Source organism: Kribbella sandramycini, from assembly GCF_013131805.1.
Lineage (GTDB): Bacteria > Actinomycetota > Actinomycetes > Propionibacteriales > Kribbellaceae > Kribbella > Kribbella sandramycini.
In genome coordinates this window covers 236,753-260,110 of record NZ_JABJRC010000002.1, presented here as the reverse complement: position 1 = coordinate 260,110, position 23,358 = coordinate 236,753, and the positions used below count along the sequence as shown (strand labels likewise).

Annotated in this window: 23 protein-coding genes; 13 read left to right on the top strand and 10 right to left on the bottom strand. The window is 70.2% G+C overall.

Annotated elements, in window-relative coordinates; translation table 11 throughout:
- The first annotated feature begins 5 nt into the window (after window positions 1-5).
- Window positions 6-608 carry a hypothetical protein gene (locus tag HPO96_RS08895; RefSeq protein WP_171672838.1) on the top strand — a complete coding sequence of 201 codons (603 nt, stop codon included), beginning with the start codon at window positions 6-8 and terminating at the stop codon, window positions 606-608.
- On the opposite strand, the gene HPO96_RS08890 is transcribed toward HPO96_RS08895, so the two are convergent.
- Window positions 553-1,716, bottom strand: a complete 1,164-nt coding sequence (locus HPO96_RS08890; RefSeq protein ID WP_272954574.1) for an acyltransferase family protein — start codon at window positions 1,714-1,716, stop codon at window positions 553-555. The two genes, HPO96_RS08895 and HPO96_RS08890, sit on opposite strands and share 56 nt — an antisense overlap.
- Window positions 1,717-1,836: 120 nt before the next feature.
- Window positions 1,837-3,009 carry a M23 family metallopeptidase gene (locus tag HPO96_RS08885; protein WP_171672820.1) on the bottom strand — a complete coding sequence of 391 codons (1,173 nt, stop codon included), beginning with the start codon at window positions 3,007-3,009 and terminating at the stop codon, window positions 1,837-1,839.
- Window positions 3,010-3,134: 125 nt separating this feature from the next.
- On the opposite strand from HPO96_RS08885, the gene HPO96_RS08880 reads away from it, so the two are divergent.
- Window positions 3,135-5,354: an ATP-binding protein gene (locus HPO96_RS08880; RefSeq protein WP_171672819.1), complete on the top strand. Its 2,220-nt coding sequence runs from the start codon at window positions 3,135-3,137 to the stop codon at window positions 5,352-5,354.
- Here HPO96_RS08880 and HPO96_RS08875 read toward each other — a convergent pair.
- Complete coding sequence (locus tag HPO96_RS08875) at window positions 5,346-6,557, bottom strand: WD40 repeat domain-containing protein (protein WP_171672817.1); 1,212 nt, start codon at window positions 6,555-6,557, stop codon at window positions 5,346-5,348. The two genes, HPO96_RS08880 and HPO96_RS08875, sit on opposite strands and share 9 nt — an antisense overlap.
- Before the next feature lie 73 nt (window positions 6,558-6,630).
- On the opposite strand from HPO96_RS08875, the gene HPO96_RS08870 reads away from it, so the two are divergent.
- Window positions 6,631-7,329 (top strand): DUF3137 domain-containing protein, encoded by a 699-nt coding sequence (locus HPO96_RS08870; RefSeq protein ID WP_337796558.1) that lies wholly within the window; start codon window positions 6,631-6,633, stop codon window positions 7,327-7,329.
- On the opposite strand, the gene HPO96_RS08865 is transcribed toward HPO96_RS08870, so the two are convergent.
- Window positions 7,313-7,735 carry a MarR family winged helix-turn-helix transcriptional regulator gene (locus HPO96_RS08865; RefSeq protein WP_171672815.1) on the bottom strand — a complete coding sequence of 141 codons (423 nt, stop codon included), beginning with the start codon at window positions 7,733-7,735 and terminating at the stop codon, window positions 7,313-7,315. The two genes, HPO96_RS08870 and HPO96_RS08865, sit on opposite strands and share 17 nt — an antisense overlap.
- A 57-nt stretch (window positions 7,736-7,792) precedes the next feature.
- On the opposite strand from HPO96_RS08865, the gene HPO96_RS08860 reads away from it, so the two are divergent.
- The 5 genes from HPO96_RS08860 (at window position 7,793) to HPO96_RS08845 (ending at window position 11,804) form a co-directional block, all read left to right on the top strand.
- Window positions 7,793-8,341, top strand: coding sequence for a DUF6790 family protein (locus tag HPO96_RS08860; protein WP_171672814.1), 549 nt, complete (start codon window positions 7,793-7,795; stop codon window positions 8,339-8,341).
- Window positions 8,342-8,408: 67 nt separating this feature from the next.
- Window positions 8,409-9,902 carry an alpha/beta hydrolase gene (locus HPO96_RS08855; RefSeq protein WP_171672812.1) on the top strand — a complete coding sequence of 498 codons (1,494 nt, stop codon included), beginning with the start codon at window positions 8,409-8,411 and terminating at the stop codon, window positions 9,900-9,902.
- Window positions 9,899-11,026 (top strand): histidine kinase, encoded by a 1,128-nt coding sequence (locus HPO96_RS08850; RefSeq protein ID WP_171672810.1) that lies wholly within the window; start codon window positions 9,899-9,901, stop codon window positions 11,024-11,026. The genes HPO96_RS08855 and HPO96_RS08850 overlap by 4 nt, the downstream gene beginning before the upstream one ends.
- On the top strand, window positions 11,023-11,154 hold the full coding sequence (locus HPO96_RS38985) for a hypothetical protein (RefSeq protein ID WP_272954573.1): 132 nt from the start codon (window positions 11,023-11,025) through the stop codon (window positions 11,152-11,154). Before HPO96_RS08850 ends, HPO96_RS38985 begins: the two co-directional genes overlap by 4 nt.
- Complete coding sequence (locus tag HPO96_RS08845) at window positions 11,151-11,804, top strand: response regulator (protein WP_171672809.1); 654 nt, start codon at window positions 11,151-11,153, stop codon at window positions 11,802-11,804. The genes HPO96_RS38985 and HPO96_RS08845 overlap by 4 nt, the downstream gene beginning before the upstream one ends.
- Here the strand turns inward: HPO96_RS08845 and HPO96_RS08840 are convergent.
- Entirely contained in the window at window positions 11,801-14,554 is a 2,754-nt protein-coding gene (locus tag HPO96_RS08840) for an AfsR/SARP family transcriptional regulator (RefSeq protein ID WP_171672807.1), read from the bottom strand. The genes HPO96_RS08845 and HPO96_RS08840 overlap by 4 nt on opposite strands.
- A 142-nt stretch (window positions 14,555-14,696) precedes the next feature.
- On the opposite strand from HPO96_RS08840, the gene HPO96_RS39555 reads away from it, so the two are divergent.
- The 4 genes from HPO96_RS39555 to HPO96_RS38050 are packed head-to-tail and all read left to right on the top strand — an operon-like array spanning window position 14,697 to window position 19,234.
- Entirely contained in the window at window positions 14,697-16,676 is a 1,980-nt protein-coding gene (locus HPO96_RS39555; protein WP_171672805.1) for a PEP/pyruvate-binding domain-containing protein, read from the top strand.
- Window positions 16,673-17,887: an MFS transporter gene (locus tag HPO96_RS08830; RefSeq protein ID WP_171672803.1), complete on the top strand. Its 1,215-nt coding sequence runs from the start codon at window positions 16,673-16,675 to the stop codon at window positions 17,885-17,887. Before HPO96_RS39555 ends, HPO96_RS08830 begins: the two co-directional genes overlap by 4 nt.
- On the top strand, window positions 17,884-18,984 hold the full coding sequence (locus HPO96_RS39985) for an ATP-grasp domain-containing protein (protein WP_238354946.1): 1,101 nt from the start codon (window positions 17,884-17,886) through the stop codon (window positions 18,982-18,984). The genes HPO96_RS08830 and HPO96_RS39985 overlap by 4 nt, the downstream gene beginning before the upstream one ends.
- Window positions 18,920-19,234 carry a hypothetical protein gene (locus HPO96_RS38050; protein ID WP_238354945.1) on the top strand — a complete coding sequence of 105 codons (315 nt, stop codon included), beginning with the start codon at window positions 18,920-18,922 and terminating at the stop codon, window positions 19,232-19,234. The genes HPO96_RS39985 and HPO96_RS38050 overlap by 65 nt, the downstream gene beginning before the upstream one ends.
- On the opposite strand, the gene HPO96_RS08820 is transcribed toward HPO96_RS38050, so the two are convergent.
- The gene (locus tag HPO96_RS08820; RefSeq protein ID WP_171672802.1) at window positions 19,223-19,780 is read right to left on the bottom strand and encodes an HAD family hydrolase; all 558 of its coding nucleotides are present in this window, start codon (window positions 19,778-19,780) and stop codon (window positions 19,223-19,225) included. The two genes, HPO96_RS38050 and HPO96_RS08820, sit on opposite strands and share 12 nt — an antisense overlap.
- Before the next feature lie 160 nt (window positions 19,781-19,940).
- On the opposite strand from HPO96_RS08820, the gene HPO96_RS08815 reads away from it, so the two are divergent.
- A complete protein-coding gene (locus HPO96_RS08815) occupies window positions 19,941-20,414 on the top strand; it encodes a DinB family protein (RefSeq protein ID WP_171672800.1) in 474 nt (157 codons plus the stop codon).
- A gap of 166 nt (window positions 20,415-20,580) precedes the next feature.
- Here HPO96_RS08815 and HPO96_RS08810 read toward each other — a convergent pair whose 3' ends face one another.
- The 4 genes from HPO96_RS08810 to HPO96_RS08795 form a co-directional block, all read right to left on the bottom strand.
- On the bottom strand, window positions 20,581-21,405 hold the full coding sequence (locus tag HPO96_RS08810; RefSeq protein ID WP_202885764.1) for a nitroreductase family protein: 825 nt from the start codon (window positions 21,403-21,405) through the stop codon (window positions 20,581-20,583).
- Window positions 21,406-21,479: 74 nt separating this feature from the next.
- Window positions 21,480-21,704: a hypothetical protein gene (locus tag HPO96_RS08805; RefSeq protein ID WP_171672798.1), complete on the bottom strand. Its 225-nt coding sequence runs from the start codon at window positions 21,702-21,704 to the stop codon at window positions 21,480-21,482.
- 35 nt (window positions 21,705-21,739) lie between these two features.
- Window positions 21,740-22,501 carry a ChbG/HpnK family deacetylase gene (locus tag HPO96_RS08800; protein WP_171672797.1) on the bottom strand — a complete coding sequence of 254 codons (762 nt, stop codon included), beginning with the start codon at window positions 22,499-22,501 and terminating at the stop codon, window positions 21,740-21,742.
- Between the two features lie 4 nt (window positions 22,502-22,505).
- Window positions 22,506-23,327, bottom strand: coding sequence for an aldo/keto reductase (locus HPO96_RS08795; protein ID WP_171672795.1), 822 nt, complete (start codon window positions 23,325-23,327; stop codon window positions 22,506-22,508).
- Window positions 23,328-23,358 lie beyond the last annotated feature (31 nt).

The following is a 23,358-nucleotide window of genomic DNA, read 5'->3' as shown; positions in this document are numbered from 1 at the left end:
CCGCCATGCCGAAACGTCTCGCAATCCTCGCCGGTGCCGCAGTCCTCGCGGCCGGCACGCTGACCGCCGCCCCGGCCTTCGCCGACGGCCCGACCGGGCGCGAGCTGCTCGACAAATGCAACAACGGCACCGACACCTGCGTGTTCCACCCGTCCGGCGCGCCGGAGCGCTTCCGCGGCGACGTCCACCAGGTCGGCGACACCTACTACAACTGCACCGGTACGCCGCAGCGCAGCACGATCAAATGGTCGGAGACGACCGGGGAGTCGAACAGCTTCGGCGTCTCACTCTCGGCCGAGTACGGGTTCTCCGAGGTGTTCAAGGTGTCGATCGAGACGTCGTACTCGCACACCTGGGAGACCTCGAACACCTTCGGCCAGGACAGCAACGTCGACGTCCCGGCTGGTGAGAAGGGCTGGATCGAGCGCAGCACCGAGATGGAGAAGGTGCACGGGAAGTACGAGATGCACTTCCCGGACAAGTACTACGACCACTACATCTGGTACCAGGAGTTCGACGCGACGGCGCCCGTGAAGGACGCCGCCGGTCAGATCACCGCGAAGACAGCGGCGATGTCCGCCGATGAGAAGGCGCAACACTGCGGCTGACGCCGAGCCCGAAGGGCAGCTCGAACAGCGCCTTCGGCAGGTAGCGGTAGAGCACCAGGCACAGCCAGGCCAGGAACGCCGTCAGGACGACGGGCTCGGCGACCGACACGATCCACTGGGTCGCCGGGCCCGCCGCCGACAGCGGCTTGATCAGCGCGAGGTGGACGAGCGCCAGCAGCGGCATGTGCAGCACGTAGATCGGCAGCGTCCGGCGGCCGATACTCGCCAGCCCGTTGCTCAGCCACTCGACCCGGGCCAGCAACCCGGCGGCCGTGACGCCGAGCACGATCGCGACGCCGCTCACGACCGGCCACAACCCGAACCAGGTCTTGGCGTCGAAGAGCTCGACCACGGCGAGCAGCCCGGCGTACGGGACTCCCAGCAGGAGCAGCCGTCGCCAGCTCGCCCGCGCGGCCAGCTCCTCGATCAGGCTCTTGCCGTACAGGCCGGCCAGGAAGAACAGCAGGTTCTGGTAGACGCCGCCGCGGTTCCCCGGGACGTCGAGCAAACCGGCCGAAGCCGTTGCGGACAAGGCGAAGGCAGCCCCCAGCACCGCCCACACCGGCACCCGCTGCACGGCCTTCGCGATCACGAAGTAGAGCGCGAGCGCGGACAGATACCACAAGTTGGACGGCGTGATCGTCAACTGGGCCAGGAACTTCAGCGGCCCGTCCGCCCGCTCGGTGCCGAAGTCCGGCACGAAGGCGAGGACGACGGTGTGGATGACCAGCCACAACGCGTACAGGTAGAAGAACTTCGCCACCTTCGTCCGCGCCAGCACCGGCCACGGCCGCTGCACCGCCCGCACCGCGAAGAACCCCGACACCGCGAAGAACAACGGCATCCGCAGCGGCAGCAACTGCTCCCCCAGCGCACCCCACGCCCCCTGCACCGGACTCTTGATCTGCCAATCGATCTGCAGATAGTGCTTCATCAGCACATGCCACAGCACCACCAGCAAAATACACACGCCCTTGGCAACATCCGCCCACGCGACCCGGCGCTCTTCCGCCCCCGCAGCTGTGGTCCCCTGCACCTCACGCGCCCTTTCCTCGTCCGCCCGGCATCTGCCATCCACGAACTTAGAAAAACCAGGCGCTGGTTCCATCAACCCCCGGCGGGAGCCGATGTCATACCGAGGTCTTAGACCAATCCGGGGCGGTAGTCACTTGGGATGACGCGTAAGTGGCCGGGGTGCTGGGGGCACCCCGGCCACGACTGGGGTGGGTTACGGGCAGGTGCCGTTCACGGGGGTGGAGAGGCCGGTCCACATGAAGGCGTCGGAGACCCAGGTGCCGTCGCTGAGGCGGTTCCAGAGGTTGCTGGTGCCCCAGCGGCCGGTGTGGGAGGTGCCGGCCTTGGAGCAGGAGATGTTGACGGTGGTGGCGTCGGCGATGGAGCCGGCGAGGGCGTAGTTGGTGCCGGGGCCGGTGCGCTTGTTGACGGTGCCGCCGCCGAAGGAGTCGATGATGCCCTGGGTGAAGCCGAGGGCGCCGTAGTTGTGGAGCTGCTGGCCCGGGCTGCGGACGGTGCTGCCGTGCAGCGCGGTGCCGTTGTACGCCGAGGAGTTCTGGAAGACCCAGCCGCCGACGTTGTGGCCCGCGATGCCGACGTAGGCGCTGTTCTGGCGCAGCGCGAAGTGCACGTGCGCACCGCTCGCGGACCCGCCGCAGGAGACATCGGTACCGATGTTGCCGAGGAACGTGCCCTCGCTGACCGACAGCCCGTTGGCCGCGATGTTGCCGTGCAGGTGGTAGTAGTCGGTCGCGTAGCCACGGTCGTGGATGACGCGGATCCAGCCCTTGCCGTTACCGCACATCGTGTACGCCGTGCCCCCGCGCGCCGCGAGCACCTGGCCGTTGCCGCCGGCCAGGTCGATCGCGCTGTACGGCGTATCGGAGCCGGCCCAGCCGTGTGCCCCACCCGGCATGCTCCACGACGTACCGACCGCGTACGGGAGCCGCATGCCGGTCCGGTAGTCGCCGCCGGCCGCCTGCGGCGCGAACGCCGACCGGCCGAACAGCTGCTTCTCCTTCGCCGAGACGACCGGCGAAGCGGCGGTCAGGTCGGTGAAGGCCTGCTCCCCTTCCAGCCCGACCTGCCACTTGCCATTGACCAACCGGGCCGCGAACAACCAGCCCTCGGGGTGGGTGTCCTCGCCGTTGGCGACCGTGGCCACCGTCGTACCGAAGACGGTGTCGGTGCCGGCGCCACGGGTCACGTTGACCTGGACTCCGGTGCTGGCGGCCGTCTTGGACTTCGCGGCGCCGACCTTCGCGGACACGGCCTGCGTCAGGTCCGGCTGCGGGGCCTTGGCGGCCGTCGCCGGGACGGCGATCGCGGCGGCGAGAGCGCCGGAAAACAGCACCGCTCCCCAGCGCAGCTGCGAGTTGAACGTCATAACAGGTCCTCCTGATGGGACGGAACAGGATCGGTGGCGAAAAGCTATCCGCCGACTACGCAGCGTCGGTTATCTTGTGGGCGGAATGCCGTCCAGAGACTGTCCACTGGGGGCGAGGTGAGGCGATGGACAGCTCAGCTCTGGCAGCGCTCGGCGCTGCGATGCTGCGCTACCGCATGGCCCGCGGGCTCTCCCTCCGGCAGCTCGCCGCCCGCCTCGGCATGCAGGGCCACGGCGGCCTGTCCGACTACGAGAAGGGCCGGCGGCTCGCCCCCGCCGATCTGATCGAGCGCTACGAACACCAGCTCGGCATCACGGACGGCGAGCTGCGCGCACTCCGCGCCGCAGCGCTCGCCGAACGCGCAACCAACCACTCCGAGCCCGCAGCCGACGCTGCGGCCGCAGTCACCATTGCTGAGCTGCCCGCGGTGCCAGCTGACTTCCAAGGCCGCAGCGCAGAGCTGGCAGCCGTAATGGGCGCGGCTGCAGACTGCCTGGCCGGGCAGGGCCCGGTGACAGTCGTAGTGACCGGCCAGCCTGGTGCCGGCAAGACGACGCTGGCAGTGCACGCTGCACAGCAGGCGTTTCGACTGGGGCTGCGCGACGCGCAGTTCTTCGTTGAGCTGGGCACAGCCGAGCCCGATGCGGTGCTCCGGCGACTCCTACGGGCGCTCGGCGTACCGGATGCGCACCTGCCACCGGAAGTCGATGAGGCGGCGGCGATGTTCCGGTCCCGGATGGCCGGCCGACGCTGTGTTCTGGTGCTCGACAACGCGCGAGACGAGGCCCAGGTCCGGGCGCTGCTCCCCGGCCCAGGCCCCGTGCTGGTTGTCGTCACCAGCCGCCAACGCCTGACCGGGTTGGCTGGTGCCAGACGCGTCGGCCTCGCCGAGCTGACGATGGACGACGCCCAGGCCTTGCTGAGCGACATCGTCGGTTCCGAACGCGCTGCGGCGGAGCCGGAGTCGGTTGCCGAGGTGGTGGCCGCCTGCGCGCGTCTGCCTCTCGCTGTCCGGATCGCCGGTAACCGGCTCGCTGCGTGGCCGGAGTGGTCGATCGCGCACCTCGCCGAGCTACTGCGCGACGAGCAGAACCGGCTGGGCCGCCTGACCGCCGGCGACCTCGCCGTCCGCAGCGCCTTCGCCCTCTCGTACCGCGAGGTGCCACCGATCGCGGGCCGCCTGTTCCGGCGGTTGGCGCTCGCGCCTGGTGCCGACTTCGACGTACAGGTCGCCAGCGCGCTGCTCGGTGAGCCAGCCGAGGCTGCGCTGGAGGTGTTGGCCGGTGCCAGTCTGATCGGTCTGGCCGCTACTCCGGGCCGCTATCGCATGCACGACCTGCTGCAGCTCTACGCATGTGAGCTGCTACAAGACGACGCTCAGCGCGACAAGGCCGAGAGGGCCTTGTTCAGTTGGCTTTTCGAGCATTCCCGCCGCGCTGCGGCCGCGCTGTCGCCGGAGTCCGGCGAGTTCCCCGGTGGGCGCACCGCAGCGGTCGCCTGGCTCGACGCCGAGGCCAGTTCGCTGCTCGGCGCCGTACGCCGCACGCGGGAGCGCACCGACGGCGAGTACGACGAGCTGCTCGGCGACCTCACCCAACTGATCCCCTGGTACTACGATCTGCGCTGCCGCTGGTCCGACATGGTAGAAGTCGCCGACCACGCACGTGTCGTCGCTGACCGCCTGGGTGACCTCGCTGCGCGCGCCTTCGCCTACAGCATGCTCGGCCTCGGCCAGCTCGGTCAGCACCGCTACCGGGCTGCCCTGGCCTCCTGTCAGCTCGGCCTCGCCGATGCGCGCGCCGCTGCGCTCGCAGCCGAGGAGGCCGAGCTGTTCGGCCGAATGGGCCTGGCCTACGAAGGGCTCGGCCAGTACGCCGAAGCCGAGGCCAGGCACGCAGATCACGCCGAGCAGTGCCGCGTGCTCGGCGACCGGCTGGGCGAAGCAGCGGCGATCGGACGCCGATCCCACGCCCTCCAGTTGCTCGGGCGGCACACCGAGGCCGCAGCCTGCCTCAAACTCGCCCTGAAGATGCGCTCCGACCTCGGCGACGAACGAGGCGTGGCCATGGCCGAGTACCGCTTCAGTGCCCTACGCAACAACCAGGGCCAGCACGAGGAGGCCGTCCTGCGCAGCAACCGCGCCCTGGCCGTCTTCCAAGCCCACGACGACCAATGGGGCACGGCCGTCGCCCACTACGAGCTAGGCCGCGCCCTGGCCGGCCTGGGCCGCCTCCGCGAAGCAGCCTCGGCCTACCGCACAGCAGTCCGCGGCCTGGAGCAGGTAGGCGAGTGGCAACGCCTCGCCGAGGCCACCGCCGCCCTCACCGACGTCACGTCACGGTAGGCGGTACGTCCGCAGCGTCCAGTCCCTGAGCGCCGCGAACGTCCTGGTCCGGGCGTTGTAGGCCATCGGATGAAACCCCGGCACAACCCCGACCCGCGCCCCCTCCCCAACATCCCACAACTCCAGCCCCTCCTCCCCGTCAACAGCCAGCCCGCCGTCATTTCCCCACATCCGCCCCTTCGGCCCGAAGATCGTCGCGATCCGCTCGCGACTACGAACGTCGTACAACTGAACGCCGTCCACAATCGCCTCGTCGTTGTCACCGACCCCCTGGATGGCGACCGTCGTGTCGTCGACCCAGGCGATCGGCAGACCGTAGACATCGGGCCGGGTGCAGAGCCATCGGGAGTGCTCGGTGCTGTAGACGTCGCCGCCGCGCCAAGCCGGCACATCATGGACCTTCGGTTCCCCCTGCCAGCCGAAGTTCATACCGTCGTCCACGATCCACTCGCCGGTCGGGCTCACGTGGAGGCGGCCATGCCAGTGGTAGCGACGGTCGGACTGCTCCACGACGCGCGGAGTCAGCAGCGCGCCGGTCGCCGGGTCGAACAGGTCGAGCCGATTCCACGCCGTTCCGGCGACCAGCGTGCCGTCCGGAAGGAACGCACACGGAAAGGCCGATGCGAAGGTGCGCTCGTCGCCGCGGTCCAGGCCGACCGTGACCCGGCCGGTCGTGAGGTCGACGACCCGGCCGTACCGGCCGTGATCCCAGGCCACCGCCGCGAACCGGCCGTCCGCAGAGACATGCAGCGCCGGGCCTTCCGTCTGGGGATGACCGGTGTTCTTGTCCTCTTTGGGCAGCTTCAGCCGGTGCGACTTTCCGTCCAGAGTCATCAGGTAGGTGCCGGTGAAGACCAGCCAGCCGTCGCCGTGCGGCGCCAGACAGCGGTCGTTCGCCACGGCCAGGTACGCCGGCTCCGCGGACAGGTGCCCGCCGATCGGACGGTCCCGATGCAGCACCTCCGGCTGGCCGACGATCGTCCAGACCGCCTCCTCGTCGACTCGCTCGGCGCAGCCCTCGCAGATGGTCGCAAGCTGGGACCACGGATCCGCCAGCTCGAAGCAGTCGGTGCAGACGACCTCGTACTCGCCACCGCGCCCGGTGTACCGGCGGGCGGCGTCCAGATCGTTCTCGACGGTCAGGTGCAGACAGGATCGGAAGCGGCCTTCGAGGGCGGCGTGACCACAGGCGAGTAGGTCCATTCGGGGAGGGTACGGGCGGCGGGTCGGGCGACTGGACCGGAATTGTGGACGGGTGATCGGCTAGGTTTCGGGTGTGCTGGCTGATGTGTTCAACGCGGTGATGGGGATCCAGGCCGGGCTGGCGCTGATGATCGGCTGGTTGTGGCTGTTCGGGTGGCTGTTGATCCATGTCGTCGGGCCGCTCGTGGACAAGGACAAGGCGCAGCTGAAGCGGGATCAGGCCGGTGCCGAGCGGTACGGGTGGCAGCGTGGCGTCGACACCGATGCGATGCTCGGGTCGGCCGCGGCCGCTTCGCTCCGGCACAGCGGCCGGTTGCGCCGGATGCTCGTCGGGCAGCACGAGGGCCGGCCCATCCGGATGGCGGAGTACACCTACTCCAGCGGCGGGAAGCTCCCGACCAAGGTCGTGAATCACGTGGTCGCGGTCGAGCTTCCGGTCCTGCTGCCCGATCTGGTCGTCGGGGAGCGGGGACAGTTCGAGCTGCCGCTTGCGCGGTTCGAGAGCGAGAGCGAGGCGTTCAACCGCGCGTTCGACGTGTACAGCGCGGACCAGCGCTACTCGTCGGCCGTGCTGCATCCGCGGATGATGGAGTTCCTGCTCGCCAACCCCGGCCTGCGGTTCCGGATCTTCGGCCCGCTGATCGTCATCGCGGCGCCGGCGCCCTGGACCGTCCCAGGCACTCTCGCCGTACTGCCCGTGCTGCACGGGATCGCCGAGCGGATTCCGCCGTTCGTCCTGCAGGACTTCGGGCGCCCTAGGGTTTCGGGCTGAGGATGTCGGCCAGCCGGGCGGTGTCCTCGAGGTAGCGCTCGTACGGGAAGCCGGCCTCGACGAGCGCGGCCCGGAGCCGGTCGTACAGCGGGCGGCCGGTGTCGTGGAAGGCGCTCCGCCCGGCCTCGGTGAGCGCGACCAGACGACGGCGGCCGTGATCGGGGTCAGTACGGACCTGGACCAGCCCGGCCGCCTCCAGCGGTTTCAGCGCCCGGCTGATCGCCGGGTCGGAGACCGACAGCGCCTGCGCGAGCCGGTGCTGCGTGACCGGCTGGATCTCCTCCAGCGTGCCCAGCAGCCGCATCTGGCTGTAGGTCAGACCGCCCGGATCGTCCGTCGCCCGGCGCGACGCCTCCCCCAGCAGGAACACCACGCGGTGCAGCAAATCCGGCAACCCGTCATCCATGGGGGTGAGCCTACCTCATTCTTGACTAGTTAATATTAACCATGCAAGATTTAGGTCATGAACACAACGACCTATCTCGCAGAAACCTCGGTCCCGATGATCTGGCTCGTGCTGGCGGTGGCCGGCGCGCTGATCCGGACCCGGCACGTGACCGCTCCCGCGGAGAAGCTGGAGATCTGGCAGCGCTGGTGGGCCGGCGCGGCCCTCGGCGGCGGCAGCCTGTGGATGACGATCTCGTTCTTCACCGTGCCCGGCGTGATGTCGGAGGCGATCGGCTTCCGGCAGACGCCGTTCGAGTTCGAGATCGGCTGCGCCAACCTGTGCCTGGCTGTCCTCGCCTTCCGCGCGGCGTCGGCGAAGGCGTCGGCCCGGGAGCGGATGACCATCGGCCTGGGCGCGGGGATGTTCCTCTGGGGCGCCGATCTCGGCCACCTGTTCCAGTTCTTCTTCCGCGGCAACCATGCGCCTGGCAACACCGGCGGCGTGCTGCTGTACGACCTGCTGATCCCGGCCGTGATGATCGCGCTGGCCGCCGCCGCGCAACGCCGGACCGCGGACGCCGGCACGTCGTACTTTCGGCCGGTACTGAACCAGCCGCGCGTGTGATGTGTGCGGACGAGCCGATAGGAAGAGTGGGTGTTGACCACATCGACCTCGTCCGAAGGAAAGTCAGATGCGGAAAACCTTGTCCTTGGGGATCGCCCTCGCCACGTTGGCCACGGCAACAATTCCCGGTACGTCACAGGCGGAACCGCCGCCCCGCAAGGACAATCTCGACTGGGGCGCGTGCCCGGCGGATGTCTCGCCGGGCGTGCCCGTCCCACCCGGCCTGCAGTGCGCGACGATCGACGTCCCGCTCGACTACCGCACCCCCGGCGGCCGGACGATCGAGATCGCGATCTCCCGGCTGCCGAGCACGAAACCCGAGCAGCGCCGCGGCATCCTGCTGACCAATCCCGGCGGGCCCAGCTCCGGCCTCGGCTACCCGGCGACGCTGGTCGCGGCCAAACTCCCGCAGAGCGTGCGGGACGCGTACGACGTGATCGGGTTCGACCCGCGCGGGATCGGGCGCAGTACGCCGGTGAGCTGCGAGCTGACCGCCGAACAACAGCGATACGGCAACATCCCGCCGTACGCTCGCTCGGCGGCCGACGTCACCAAGCGCGCCGGTGAGGTGCAGCAGATCGCCGCGCAATGCGCCGCGTCCCCGACGGCCGGCGTCATGCGGCATATCTCGACCGCGAACACCGCCCGCGACCTGGATCGGATCCGCGCGGCGCTGGGCGAGCCGAAGGCGTCGTACCTCGGCGCCTCGTGGGGCACCCATCTGGGCGCGCTCTTCACCACGCTCTTCCCCGAGCGCAGCGACCGCGTCGTCCTGGACAGCAATCTCGGCGCCGGCGGGTGGGACTACCCGAGCGAGCGGCTGTGGGGGCAGGGCGTCGAGGACCGCTTCCCGGATTTCGCGGCGTACGCCGCCGCCAACCACCGCGAGTACGGTCTGGGCCGGACGCCGGGGCAGATCAAGGCGAAGTACTTCGAGCTCGCCGCGAAGCTGGACAAGAAGCCGGTCGGCGAGCTCGACGGCACGATCTTCCGGCTGCTGCTGTTCGCCTACTCCTACGGGCCTACCCAGCTGGCGCCGCTTGCCCAGCTGTGGAAAGCGGTCGACACGGATCAGCCGCTGCCGCCGATCGAAGGGACGGCCGCGGTCGCGAAGGCTGACGGCGCAGACAACCTGGTCTCCGGCCGTTATGCCATGATCTGCAACGACTCCCGCTGGCCGACGACCGTGCGGGCCTATCAGCAGAAGGTGGCAGTGGACAGAGTTCGGTACCCGTTGTTCGGCGCGGCCGCGGCCAACATTCAGCCGTGCGCCTTCTGGGCCGATCCGACCGAGCCTGCGGTCCGCATCACCGATGAGGGCCCGTCGAATGTGCTGATGGTGCAGAACGATCGTGATCCGGCCACTCCGCTGGCCGGCGCCAAAGCCCTGCGGAAGGCGTTCGGGGACCGGGCCGTCATGGTCACCGCCGATCAGGGCGGCCACGGCACCTACCTGTTCGGCCGCAATCAGTGCGCGAACTACCCGGTGACGACCTTCCTGACCACCGGTGAGCGCCCGGCGCACGACTACGCCTGCTCGGCAGCGGCGGCGCCGCAGTGAACCGTGCCACCCATCGGGGTCTCCTGATCCTCGAGATCGTGCTCCTCGCCGGTCTGACCGGCGAGGAGCTGGTCCGGCGGATCATCCTGGAGGCGCCGCAGCCCGGCGAGGCGCTCTACTTCGCGTCGGGTTTCGTCGTCGCGGCGCTGGCCCTGCTCCGCCGCCGCTACCCCGAGCGGTTGGCCCAGCTCGCCGCCGCCGCGATCTCGGTCTCTCTGGTCTGCAGCGCGATCGGCTACCTGCTCCAGCTGGAGGCGCCGTTCGCCGGGGACGCCGAGGCGCTCGCGCTGTTCCTGCTCGTCGGGGCCTGTTGCCATCGGCTCCTCCCCCGCCCGGCCGCCGCGCTGGCCGTTCTCGGCGGGCTGGCCGTGACGGCCGCGCCCAAACTCCGGTACGGCGACCAGGAGCCGGCGCTCACGATCGCGATCGTCTGGGCGATGCTGTGGGGCGCGGCGGTCGCGATCGGGCTGATCCTGCGCGACAGCGTCGCCCGCCGGGAGGCGGCGCTCGCCGCGGCGCGCAACCGCGAGCGGCTCGCCCTCGCGCGCGAGCTGCACGATCTCGTCGCCCATCACATCACCGGCGTCGTCGTCCGGGCGCAAGCGGCGCAGGTCGTCGGCGGCGACCAGGAGATGCTCGGCGAGATCGAGAAGGCCGGGGCCGAGGCGCTGGCCGCCGTCCGCAGTCTCGTCACCGTGCTGCGCAGCCCCGAGCAGGCGGCGCCGACCGCCGGCGGGCTCGCCGAAGCGGTCGAGACAGTTGTCGAGGGCAATGAGCTGGTGACCGTGCGGATGGCGCCCGGGCTCGCCGAGCTGCCGGTCGCGGCGGTCACGGTCTCGACCGTGCACCGCGTCCTCCTGGAGTCGCTGACCAACGTTCGCCGGCACGCACCCGATGCCCGGCGCATCGCCGTCGACCTGACCGCGGCCGACGGCTACCTCCGCGTCGCGATCCACAACGACGGCGTCCGTCCCACCCGCGGCCGGAGAACGGCCGATGGCTACGGCCTGATCGGTATGCGGGAGCGGATCGACGCGTTGGGCGGCCGGCTGGTCGCAGGCGAGGACGGCGACCGCGGCTGGCAAGTACTCGCCGAGCTCCCACTGCCCGAGGAGGAGTCATGACACTGCGGGTGCTGCTCGCCAACAACCACACCACCCACGCCCCGGCCGCCCGGCCGATCGCCGGCGCGGAAGGTGAACGCGGGTGGCGGGTGCTTGCTGAGGTGCCGTGGGCGGAGGGAGGGGTATGACTTTGCGGGTGCTGCTTGCGGATGACCAGGCGATGGTGCGGACGGGGTTTCGGCTGATCCTGGAGCGGGAGCCCGATATCGAGGTGGTCGGTGAGGCTCCCGACGGGCGCGCGGCGATCGACCTCGCGCGGCAGTTGCGGCCTGATGTGACGTTGATGGATATCCGGATGCCGCTCGTCGACGGGCTCGAGGCGACCCGGGCGCTGGCCGGTCCGGAGGTTCGCGACCCGCTGCGGGTGCTGGTCGTGACGACCTTCGACCTCGACGAGCTCGTCCACGAGGCGCTCCGCTCAGGCGCCTGCGGTTTCCTGCTCAAGGACGCCGGGCCGCGGCTGCTCGTCGAGGCCGTCCACGCCGCGGCGAACGGCGAGTCCCTGGTCTCGCCGTCCATCACCACGCGGCTGCTGGCCGAGTTCGCGAAACCGGACGGAAAGGTCCGGCGGGCCCAACCCGCACTCACCGACCGCGAACTCGAGGTGGTCCGCGCCGTCGCCCGCGGCCGCACCAACGCCGAGATCACCAAGGAGCTGATGATCTCGCTGTCCACCGTGAAGTCACACCTGACCTCCATCCAGCGCAAGATCATCGCCCGGAACCGAACAGAGGTCGCCGTCTGGGCCTGGGAGTCCGGCCTGGTCCGCCGCAGCTAGGTTAGTTTCGTGAGTAGCTTGTCGAGTTCGGCGACGCCTGGGTAGCCGAGGTCGTGGAGCAGCTGCCGTGCCTTTCGCCAGGCTTCGCCGGCCGCGCTCCGGTCACCGATCGCGTAGGAGGCGCGGCCGAAGACGGTCAGCGCGTTCGCCATTCCCTGTTTGGAATCGAGGGATTCGAACAGCTCGATCGCCTGCCGGCAGTAGCTCAGGGCGCGCTCGTGCTCGCCCAGGCAGAGGTAGGCCTCGCCGATATTCGACAGCGCCAGCGGCTCCATCGGCGCGTTCCGGTACCGGCGGAAGTGCTCGACGGCCAGCTCGCCGTACCGGATCGCCTCCGGAAAGTTGCCCAGGGCACCGTGTGCGGCACTCAGGTTGAGCGCGGTGGTGAAGATCGCGTTGTCGGCCTCCGGGGCGGCGGCCTCGGCGGCCAGCGCCTTCTCGTGCAACTCGACCGCGCCGCGGAAGTCTCCGGCGCCCGCCGCGACCAGGCCGAGGTTGGACAGGATCGACGCCTGCCGGGAGCTGTCCCCGATCCGGAGCGCGATCTCCAGCGCGGCCAGGTAGCACTGCCGGCCCTCCTCGATCCGCGAGGAGTCCACGTACATCACGCCCTCGATCAGCGAGCCGAACATCAGGGCCCGCTCATCGCCGGTGCGCTCCGCGGCGCGCCGCCCGGTCATGGCGACCGTTCGCCAGTCGTCGAGATGCAGCCGGATCGAGAAGTACGCGTTCATCGCCCAGGCCAGCTGCCACGCATGCTGGTCGAACCCCTGGGTGTAGGCCCGTTGCACCAGATCGACCAGCACCCGCTGCTCGGTGTCGAACCAGTCCAGCGCCTGCGCCGGATCGGCGAACTGCAACGGCACCACCTCCGGGCCGGGCGCGACCACGATCGGCGTCGCCGACCCCCGGGGCCGGATGACGGCCACGGCCTGCCCGGCCGTCGCGAGGTACCAGTCCAGCAACGCGAGCGTCGTCGCGCCGACCTCCGCGGAGCTGCCCTCCTCAGTGGCCAGCTCCGCGGCGTACAGACGAAGCAGATCGTGCAATTTGAAGCGGCCCGGCAACGGCTCCTCGAGGAGGTGATGGGCGACGAGCCGGTCGAGCGAACGCCGAACCGCGCGCGGTGCTCCAGCAGTCACGACTGCCGCCGCCGGCAGCCCGATCGTGCCCGAGGGATGCAGACCGAGCAGCCGGAACGTCCGGGCGTCCTCCGCCGCGAGCGTGCGATATGACCAGGAGAACGCCGCGCGCAGATCGGCCGCCGGGTCGTCGGCATCGCCCAGGTGATCGAGTCGCTGGTGTTCGTCCGACAGCTCGGCCGCCAGCGTCGCCAGCTCGCCGGGGAAGCGGGACGCGCGCTCCCCCGCGATCCGCAGCGCGAGCGGGATCCGGCCGCACAACTCGGCCAGCCGCGCCACGGCATCCGGATCGTCGGCGGCCCGGCTGCGACCGACCGCGCCGGTCAGGACACCACCCGCCGCCTCCGGCTCCAACGGTCGAAGTGTGATCCGGTGCGCGCGATCGTGCACGGCCAACCCACGCAGCTGATTGCGGCTCGTCACCAGCAGCAGACAGTCGGCCGCGGGTATCAGCGGCCGGATCTCTTCGGCGCCGCGCGCGTTGTCGAGCACGATCAGCATCCGCTGCCCCGCCAGCGTCGACCGGAGCATCGCCGAGCGTTCGCCGGCCTCCGCCGGGATCCGCTTCGGCGGGACGCCGAGCGCCCGCAGCACGATCTGCAAAGCGGTGGCCGAATCGATCGGCTCCCCCGACGAGTAGCCGCGCAGGTCGAGGAAGATCTGGCCGTCCTGATAGTGCTGACGCACTCGATGCGCGACGTGCAGCGCGAACGTCGTCTTGCCGATCCCGGCCGGACCGTCGATCGCGATCACCAACGGCGCGGCCGCCGAGCCGTGCGCCTCGACCAGCCCGATCACCTGATCGAGCTCAGCCGTACGCCCCGCGACGTCTGCCGGGTCCGGCGGCAGCTGCTGCGGGCGGACCGTCTCGACAGTGGCCGGCTCGGTCTCCGAGGCGAGGATGATCGCCTGCGCGGCCCGCAACTCCTGACCTGGTTCGAGCCCGAGCTCCTCGATCAGATGCGCCCGCGCCTCCTGATACCGGGTGAGCGCCTCGGCCCGCCGTCCGCATTGATGCAGGCCGCGGAGCAACAACGCGGTCAGGCTCTCGCGCAGCGGGTGCGCGGCGGCGAGCTCCGACAGCTCGTCGATCGCGCCGGCCACCGTCCCGCGCCGGATCTCCGCCTCGTAGAGCGCCTCCGCGGCGGTGATCCACTCACCCCGCAACCGGATCACCTCGGCCGCGACCAGCGCCGAGTCGTCGAGCCCGGTGAACGCATCACCCCGCCAGACCTCGAGCGCCGCCCGCAGCCGCTGGACGGCGGCATCCAGCTCATCGCGGCCGAGCGCCGCGACACCGGCCCGGCGATGGTCCAGGAAGCGGTCGACGTCGAGCTCGCCGGCGTCGATGACGATCCGGTAGTTGCCGTCGTGATGCTCGATCCGCTCGCTCTCCCCGAGCGACTTGCGCAACCGGAACACCAGCACCTGCAGGCGGGCCGGGTTGCTGTCGGCGTCACCCCACAGCAGATCGGCCAGCTGATCGGCCCGCAACCACTGGTTCGGCCGGCAGAGCAGCACGGCCAGCAGCCGCGCTTGCGCCTTGGTCACCGTGCGGGCGGTCCCGTCCACCCGCACGTCGAGGGGCCCGAGAACTCCGAACTCCATCGCCGCCCCCAGTCGTCGAATCGTAGGGAGCAGTCAACACGACCGGCGGATCATTCGCATCCGCTCGGCGCCTGGTGATTGCGCTCACACAGCGTCACGAAAACTACCGTACGTCGCAGGTTTTCCCTTAGGCTGAACCCTCGTGCCTACCGCCCCTCTTGTCCTGGCCGCTGTGGTTCCCGCCTTGCCGGGTGACCGACTGACTCTGACCGACTTCTCGGGTCTCGCGACGACCGTCGCCGGGTACCCGTACGTCAAACTTGTCCTCGATCTGGAGACCGCGACGGTTCACCTGATCGACGGCGCCGATCGCCTGCTGCACGTCCAGTACGTCGCCGAACGCGTGCTCGGGATGACGCGGGCCGAGCTGGCCCGCAATCTCGACGCGTTCAACGAATCCGTCTACCGGGCCGCCGTCCGGCGCTTCCTGCTCGGGACGCTCGCGCTGCACGACCGCGCGGAGTACGGCGGCCGGTTCCTCTCGCTCGAGACCGTCGAGGTCGACACGATGAGCGCGGAGCTGCTGCACACCTTCTACCGCACGGTCCGGACCCTCGTCGACGACAGCATCCCCGTGCTGCTGAAACCCGCGAACCATTTGCAGGAAGGGTTTCCGGCCGACGGCATCCCGCGCATCCTCGCGCACGAGCTGTACTCGACGGCGCCGTACGTACCGCTCAACCCCGGTACTACCACCGGCCGGCTACGGCTGTTCGCGTCGGAGGCGGACTACCGCGCGACGACCGACCCGGTGCGCTGGCACGACGTCCTGGTGATGGAGCGGATGCCCGACGACATCCCGCGGCTGTCCGGCCTGGTCAACGCCCGGCACACCACTCCCCTGTCGCACACCAACGTCCTGGCCGCCGGCTGGGGCATCCCGAATGCCATCCAGCAGGACGCGCTGACGACGTACGCCGACCTGGACGGCGCCTGGATCGAGCTCACCGTCGACCCGGCCGGGCTGAGCCTGGCCCCGATCACCCGGCCGGAGTCCGTGGACGACGGCCCGCCGTGGGCGGTCACCCAGGTCGACATCGGCAAGCCCGACCTGGCCGCCGCGCAGATCCTGCCGCTCGATCAGCTCCGCGCGACCGACGCGCACCGGTTCGGCACCAAGGCGGCCAACCTGGGTGAGCTGACCGCCGTCCTGCGCGACGGATCGCCGTACTGGCTCGGGTTCTACGAGGCGCCGCGCCCGCCGCGGCCGCATCTGCTCGAATACCTGGCCCGGCACCTGGAGGTCGACGGCACGGACGTCGCCGAGCTGTCCCAGGCCGCGTTGCGGATGGTCCGCGAGCAGGTCGTCGTCCCGCGCGGGATCGCTTTGCCGTTCGCCTTGCAGCAGCAGTTCCTCGAATCGTCACCGGCGATCCAGCAGACCATCGGCAAGCTGAAGATGGCGCTCGCCCTCGGCGGCGAGGTCGACGCGCTGTGCGCGGAGCTGGGCGGTCTGATCCGCGACACCCCGCTGCCCGCCGACCTGCGCACGCTGATCGAGGACGCCGTCCTGCGGCACCTCACCGGCGCCGGCCGGGTCGTCGTCCGCTCGTCGTCGAATGCCGAGGACCTGATCGGCTTCTCGGCGGCCGGGATCTACGAGTCGGTCCCCGAGGTCGAGTCGATCGAGGATGTCATCGACTCGATCCAGCGCGTCTGGGCCTCACTCGTCACGACCCGCGGCGTCCTGCTCCGTGACGAAGCCGGGATCGGCCTGTCCGACTGCTTCATGGGCGTCGTCATCCAGCAGCAGCTGGACGGCGCGCTCGGCGGCGTCATGGTGACCACGAACCCGCTCGACCGCGGCGACTTCCGTTCCGTCCTGCTGAACCTGGCCCGGAACTCGGTCGACGACGTCGTCTCGGGCAACCGCGACCCGCTGCAGCACCTCTACAACACGATGGAAGGCGGCAGCCGCACGGTCGCGCTGGGCGCCGAGCCCGTGGACGTCGACGATCAGGCGAAGGCGACGCTCGGCCGGCTGGCTCTGGTCGGCCGGTTGCTGCAGGCCCATTTCGCCGGCGCCGACGGTTTCGTCGACTCGCCGGTCGACGTCGAGTGGCTCGTCGACGGCGACCGCATCGTGCTGCTGCAGTGCCGTCCGTACCAGCTCGCCGCGTGAGCGCGCGGAGTCCCGAAGCGACGCGGGTGATTCGTCGCTACAACGCGTTCCAGCTGTTCGCCGGGCTGCTGTGGTGGCTGCCGGTCTTCTACGTCGTCCAGCGCTCGGCCGGGCTGTCGGATCGCGAGATCTTCACCATCCAGAGCATCTTCTATCTGGCCTTCTGCCTGGTCGACATCCCGACCGGCATGATCGCCGACCGGTTCGACTACCGCCGCTGCCTGCAGGGCGGCGCGCTGATCCTCGTGGTCGCGAACGTGATCCCGGTCTGGCAGCCGACGTTCACCGGGTTCCTCGTGCAGTTCCTGCTGATCGCGCTGGCGCACTCACTGTTCTCCGGCGCCGGCAGCGCCTACCTGTACGAGTACCTGCACCGCACCGGCAATGTGGACGCGTATCAAGGCGCTGAGGGCTCCGCACGAGCCTGGACCCTGATCGGCCGGATCGCCTGTCTGCCTGCGGCCGGCTTCCTGACCGCGTGGTGGGAGCCATCGCCGTACGTGTTGTCCGCAGTCACCTGTGGGATCGCGACCGTCATCGCGTTCGGCTTCCCGGCACTGCCAAAAGCCGAGCACGACGGCACGGTCGACCCGGTGCTGCCCGCGCTCGCGGGCGCGCTGCGCTCACTGGTCAAGTCGAAGCGGCTGATGCTGCTGATGGCACAAGGCATCGCGGTGTTCACGCTGGTGCGGATCGGCCAGGCCAACCTGTTCCAGCCGATCCTGGAGTCCAAGGAGCTGCCGCTGCACTGGTTCGGTGTACTGATGGCTGCCACGACCGTGTTCGAGGTGGCCGGAGCCGCGCGGTCCGCCGTACTGGCGCGGTTCGGGCAGATCCGGGTCGTGCTGGCGCTCACCGTGCTGATGGCGATCGCACTGGCGTCCGTCGTCCCGTTGGGGCTGGTCGGCACGATGGCCTGTCTCGCGGTCTTCTCGCTCGCGTCCGGGCTGGCGTTCCCGGTGCAGCGCAAACTCGTCAACCAAGCCATCACCGAACCGGCCCGCCGCGCCACGTTGCTGTCGATCGAGTCGCTGGCCGATCGCGCCGTCTGCGCGCTGGTCGTGTTCGTCATGGGCGGTTTCCTCGCCCGGGGCGCGATGCCGGACTTCCTGGTCCTGCTGGCCGCCGCCGTCACGGTGTCGATGGTCGCCCTCGCCGTACTCGTCAGCCGAAGCCGCGACCGCGCGGCCCCCAAGGAGAGCCTCGCGTGAAGAAGATCCTGTACGTCTACGTGAAGGGCGGCGCGCCGCTCGAGACCGCGTTCCCGCGGATCGCGGACTGCGGCGAGTTGCACGTGCTCGCGCTGTCGCCGCTGCCTGCGGCCGGCAAGGAGAGCTGGGAGCCGTGCTGTACGACGATCACCGTGCACCCCGGCGGGCTGACGCCGGGTGAGCCGGTCGTCGAGGCGATCATCGAGCACGCGCGCGCGATCGGCGCGGATGCGCTGTTCACGTTGTCGGAGTTCGCCGTACTCGCGGTGGCGAACGCGGCGGACCGGCTCGGCCTGGCCGGTGCCGGGCCGGGGATCCGGGCCGCGCGGGACAAGCGGCTGATGCGGCAGGCCTGGCAGGCCGCGGGCGTCCCGATCCCGCGCTTCCGCCGGGTGGACTCCGCCGCCGACCTGCACGGCGCGCTGGCCGCGATGACCCCGCCGCTGCTGCTCAAGCCCGCCTGGGGCGCGGGCTCGGTCGCCCAGCTCGTGCTGACGTCGACCGATCAGGTGGCCGACGCGTGGGCCGAGATCGAGCAAGCGCTGGAGCGCGGCGGCCAGGTCGGGATGAACGAGCTCTACGAGCCGAACACCGACGGCGATCGGCTGGTCGAGGAGATCGCCGACGGAACCACCGAGGGCTGGTACCCCGACGGCGGGTACGGCGACTACCTGAGTCGTCGAGGGCATCGTTGCCAAAGGCAAGTACCACCCGCTGGCGATCACGGCCAAGCTGCCGACGGTCCCGCCGTACATCGAGGTCGCCAGTACGTCGCCGTGCGTCCTGCCCGAGGAGCTGCAGCGCCGGATCGAGGAGGTCTCCCGGCGTGCGGTCGACGCGCTCGGCCTGGACACCTGCGGCACCCACACCGAACTCAAACTGCGCGCGGACGGCGAGCTCGTGGTGATCGAGGTCGGCGCCCGCTTCGGCGGTCTGCTGACCACGCGCCAGGTCGAGATCGCCTTCGGCCTGGACCCGATCGGCATGCTGATCCGCGAACAGCTCGGCGAGCAGGTCGACTACCCGCCCGCGATGCTGCTCGACGGGCAGCGCGCGGCGGCGTCGGTCGCCGTCGTCCCGGCCAATGCCGCGGGTGAGCCCTGGCAGACGCAACCGGTCTGGGATCCGGAGCAGGTGGACTGGACCGCCCTGCTCTCGCCCGGCAGCACGGTCGAGCCGGTGCCTGTGTTCATGTTGCCCACGGGCACCCGGGTACCGGCGTTCGATCCGTCCGGCGGCTCCCGTAACTGGCTCGGCGTCTTCCTGCTCACCGCGGTGGACGCGCCGACGCTGCAGCGCGACTGCCGCGCGATCCTCGACGGGATGGAAGCGGCGCTACCGCAGTAGCACCTTCCAGATCGGCAAGTACTTCGGGCGATCCGGCTGTCCGATCAGATAGCCGGTCAGCCCGGCCTGTTCGGCGGCCGTGATCTCCGCGAGCGTCTCACCCTCGTAGAACGACCGGCACGGCGCCGCCGCGTCCCGGCCGCGCTCGAACAACGCGAGCGCCGGCTTGGACTCGGCCTTGGTCCGCGGCGTCAGGAACCGGTCGCCGAACCACTCCCACGGGAACGGCTGCTCCTCGGCCCAGGTCGAGTCCACGAAGGCCTTGGTCGCCGCGGCCCGCTCGGCGTCCGTCGCACCCCACTCCGGCGGCACGTTCGTGATCACGCCGATCGGCACCCCGACCGCGCGCAGCTGCCACAGGTGCCGCAGCGCGCCTTCCATGTACGTCGTCTGCCCCGGAACCGAGGTGTCGACCAAGGTGTTGCCGAGGTCGAACCAGACCACCGAGCAGTGCGGCCGCTGCCCGGCCGCCTCCGCACGACCGGCCGGACCGAACAGAAGGGCAGCCGCGACCAAAGCCACGACCACCCGAGCGATGCGCCTCACAGTGCCTCCGAACGCCGGGACCACACGTCCCGCAACTCCCTGATCCCACCGCAGATCCGCTCACCCCGCCACTCGAACCCCGAGTTGCCGAACCGGCAACATCTCCGCCGTCCCGCGTTACCGGCGGCAAAACTGGCCTCCCCGACCTGAGGAGACCAAGATGCCCCGACGCCGCCGCGACACCCCGCCACCCCGGACCGGAGGCAGCGAGGCCGAGACGCTCCGCGGCTTCCTCGACTACCTGCGTGCGTCGATCGCCGCGAAAGTGGACGGCGCTCCGGAGCCCGCCGTCCGCACAGCCGCCGTCCCGTCCGGGACGAACCTGCTCGGTCTGCTCAACCACCTGACTTACGTCGAGCGCGCGATCCTGCTCGGCGCCAAGGTGCGCAGCTGGCCCAAGACGTTCCACGCGGCAGCAGACGACTCGGTCGACGTGGTGGTCGCGCGCTACCGGCAGACGGTCGCGGAGGCGAACGCCATCCTCGACGGGTGCCCGGAGCTCGGCGTACCGCTGCCGTATCCGTCGGCGCCGACCGCGCGCTGGGCGCTCACGCACCTGATCGAAGAGACCGGTCGCCATGCCGGCCACGCGGACATCCTGCGCGAGCTCATCGACGGAAGCACCGGGCGGTGAGGTGGCGAGCCGGCCGGTGGGCAGTTTCCGCCCCGCCACACCAGCCGGCTCCCGCGGTCTCGCCTGGTGAACGAGACCGAGACATCGAGGGTGAGCCCCGTCGACGACCACCCCCAAAAGTCTACAAAAACAGTTGACTTATTTTATTCGGTCTCAGGACGCGAGATCAGCGCAACTGGAAGCCGCGGTCGAGCAGGGCGGCGCGCAGGTGCTCGCGGCCTTTGAGGCCGGCGACGGTGCCGAAGCGATGGGCGACGCGCCGCGACCAGCTCTGCGGCAGGCCGGCGGCGGCGTAGAACTCGTTCAGGACGTCTTCGTACGCCGCCAGGTGCGCGAGCTGCGGTTCGAGCGAGTACTGCTCGTGGTGCAGCACTGCGTCTTGCGGCAGCCGCGGCTTGACGGCGGTTCCGTCGATTCGGTCGGGGTATCCGACGGCGAGGCCGAAGACGGGGAACACGTTGGGCGGCAGGCCGAGCTCGGCTGCGACGTCGAGCGGGCGGTTCCGGATCGCGCCGACGAAGACGGTGCCGAGGCCGAGCGACTCGGCAGCCAGGGAGGCGTTCTGCGCGGCCAGCGCGACATCGACGAACGACAGCACAGCCGCCTCGACGAAGTCGGCGCCTTCGGCGGTCTCGGACCCGGCCCCGGCGGTCACCTCACGGGCCCGGGCCAGGTCGGCCAGCCAGACCAGGAAGAGCGGAGCCTGCGCGATGAACTCCTGCTCGCCCGCCAGCTCGGCGAGTCGGCGCCGGCGCCGGTCGTCCCGGACGGCGACGACGCTCCACAACTGGAGGTTGCCCGAGGTGGGCGCCGACTGCGCGGCCGCGATCAGCGCGTGCAGCGTCTCGTCGGGCACCGGATCCGGCCGGTAGCTGCGCACCGACCGGTGCGCGAGCTGCTGGGCGAGCACGTCCGTCCACTGCGCGGGCGGCTCGAACGGAGCCGCGGCTCCGTACCGCAGCCGGTACGACGCCTCCGGAGACTCGGTCACGGTCTTCTCCTCAGTCGGTTGTCGACCAAGTTAGAAGACTGTGACCGGGCGTCCAGAGGCGTCTCAGGAACTGATCAGAGCACGTGCAGTTTGGTGAAAGGCGCCATGACGCGGAGCAGCCGGCCGTTCCCGAAGTCCACGATCACCGCGTGGGTCCCTTCGACGGTGCTGATCCGGCCGATGCCTTCCTTGTCGTGGGAGACCCGGTCTCCGGCCTCGAACGTCTTGACCGGCGCTTCGACCCGCGGCTTGAACGGGCTGGTGGACAGGTGGCGGCGTGTAGAACGTGAAGGCTCCATTTGATCCCAGTATGCGCCCGCTCACCCGACATCACCTAGCCGAAGGCCTCCCCGACCGACATCAGCGCGATCCCCCGCTCCGCGATCGCCTGCCGGATCTCCGGATCGAGCACCAGCGCCTGGTCGGACAACCGGTACTCCTCCGCCCATCGGTACGTCTCCGTCCCTGGCGCCGTGAGCGCACCCAGCTCAGGTTCCGCAACAGCACAATGCGTGATCAGCAGATGCACACCCGGCATCAGTCCGTCGAGGTACCCGAGCAGCCAGTCCTTCTTCCCCTCCGCATCCCGATCACTCAGCGTCTCGATCGAGCCGAACCGCCGCGACTCCGAAGCCCCGAACACCAACGGCCGCCCCGCCGCCCGCGCCACCTCCTCGTACACCGCCGCCGAAGCCGACTGCCCCATATGCACGTCCAGATACTCGAACGTCAGACCCTCCGCCGCGAACCGAGCCACCTGCGCGCTCAACTCCCGCAGGGCATCGTCGTCCGACATCGAGGCCGCGGCCTCCGCAACCGTCCGGAAGAACGTCCCATCGGCACCCACCAGCGTCGCGCCGCCCGTCAGCGGCCGCCAGCGCAGGTAGTCCCACTCACACGTCAGCGTCTGATGCACGCCGAGCGGGATCCCCGTCTGCCGCGCCAGCGCCGCCGCCTCCGTGAACCACGGACAAGCGGCCATCGTCGACGTCTGAGTCAAGATGCCCTCGCGGTACGCCTGGATCGTGCCGGCGTTCACCGCATGACACATCCCGAAGTCGTCGCCTTGGACGATCAGTCGTACATCGCTCTTCACGGAGTCAGGACCACCACTTGCCGTTCGGGTACATCGCCGCCGAGGTGCCGCCGGAGGTGTCGAGGGCGTCCAGGGCTTCGAGGGCGGCGGTGTCCAGGTGGACGTCGGCGATGGCGAAGTTCTCGGTGATGCGGGCTGGGTTGGCGGACTTGGGGATGACCGAGACGCCGCGGTCGTAGGCCCAGCGGATCAGCACCTGGGCCGGTGTGTGGCCGGTCTCGGCGGCGATTCGCTGGACGACCGGGTCGGTCAGGTGGTCGCCGGTGCCGAGGGGACTGTAGGCCTGCAGGACGACGCCGGCGTTCTCGCAGAACTCGGCCAGGCCCCGGCGGTGGACGAACGGGCTGAAGTAGACCTGGTTCAGCACCGCCGGGATCTCGGCGACCTTGGCCAGCTCGGCCATTTCGTCCGCGCTGAAGTTGGAGACGCCGATACTGCGGGTCAGCCCAGCCTTGGCCGCCTGCTCCAGCTCGGGCCAGGCCCAGGTCGGGCCGCCCTCGGGCCAGTGCACGAGATAGAGGTCGAGGTAGTCCAGACCGAGGCGCTCGACGCTCTCCTGCGCCGCGGTGAACGGCTGCCGCCCGTCCGGCCGGAACTTCGTCGTCACGAAGATCTCCTCGCGCGGGATCCCGCTCGCGCGGATCGCCCGCCCGACGCTGAGCTCGTTGCCGTAGTCCTGCGCGGTGTCGATCAGCCGGTAGCCCGCCTCGAGCGCGGCGGCCACCGCGCGCTCGCAGTCCGGGCCGTCGGGCGTCTGCCATACGCCCAGCCCGACCCGCGGGATCTCCCAGCCGTCCAGCAGATCCAGATTCCCCAACGCGGTCATACGACTCCTCCTCCGGGTTCTGCTCCCACCC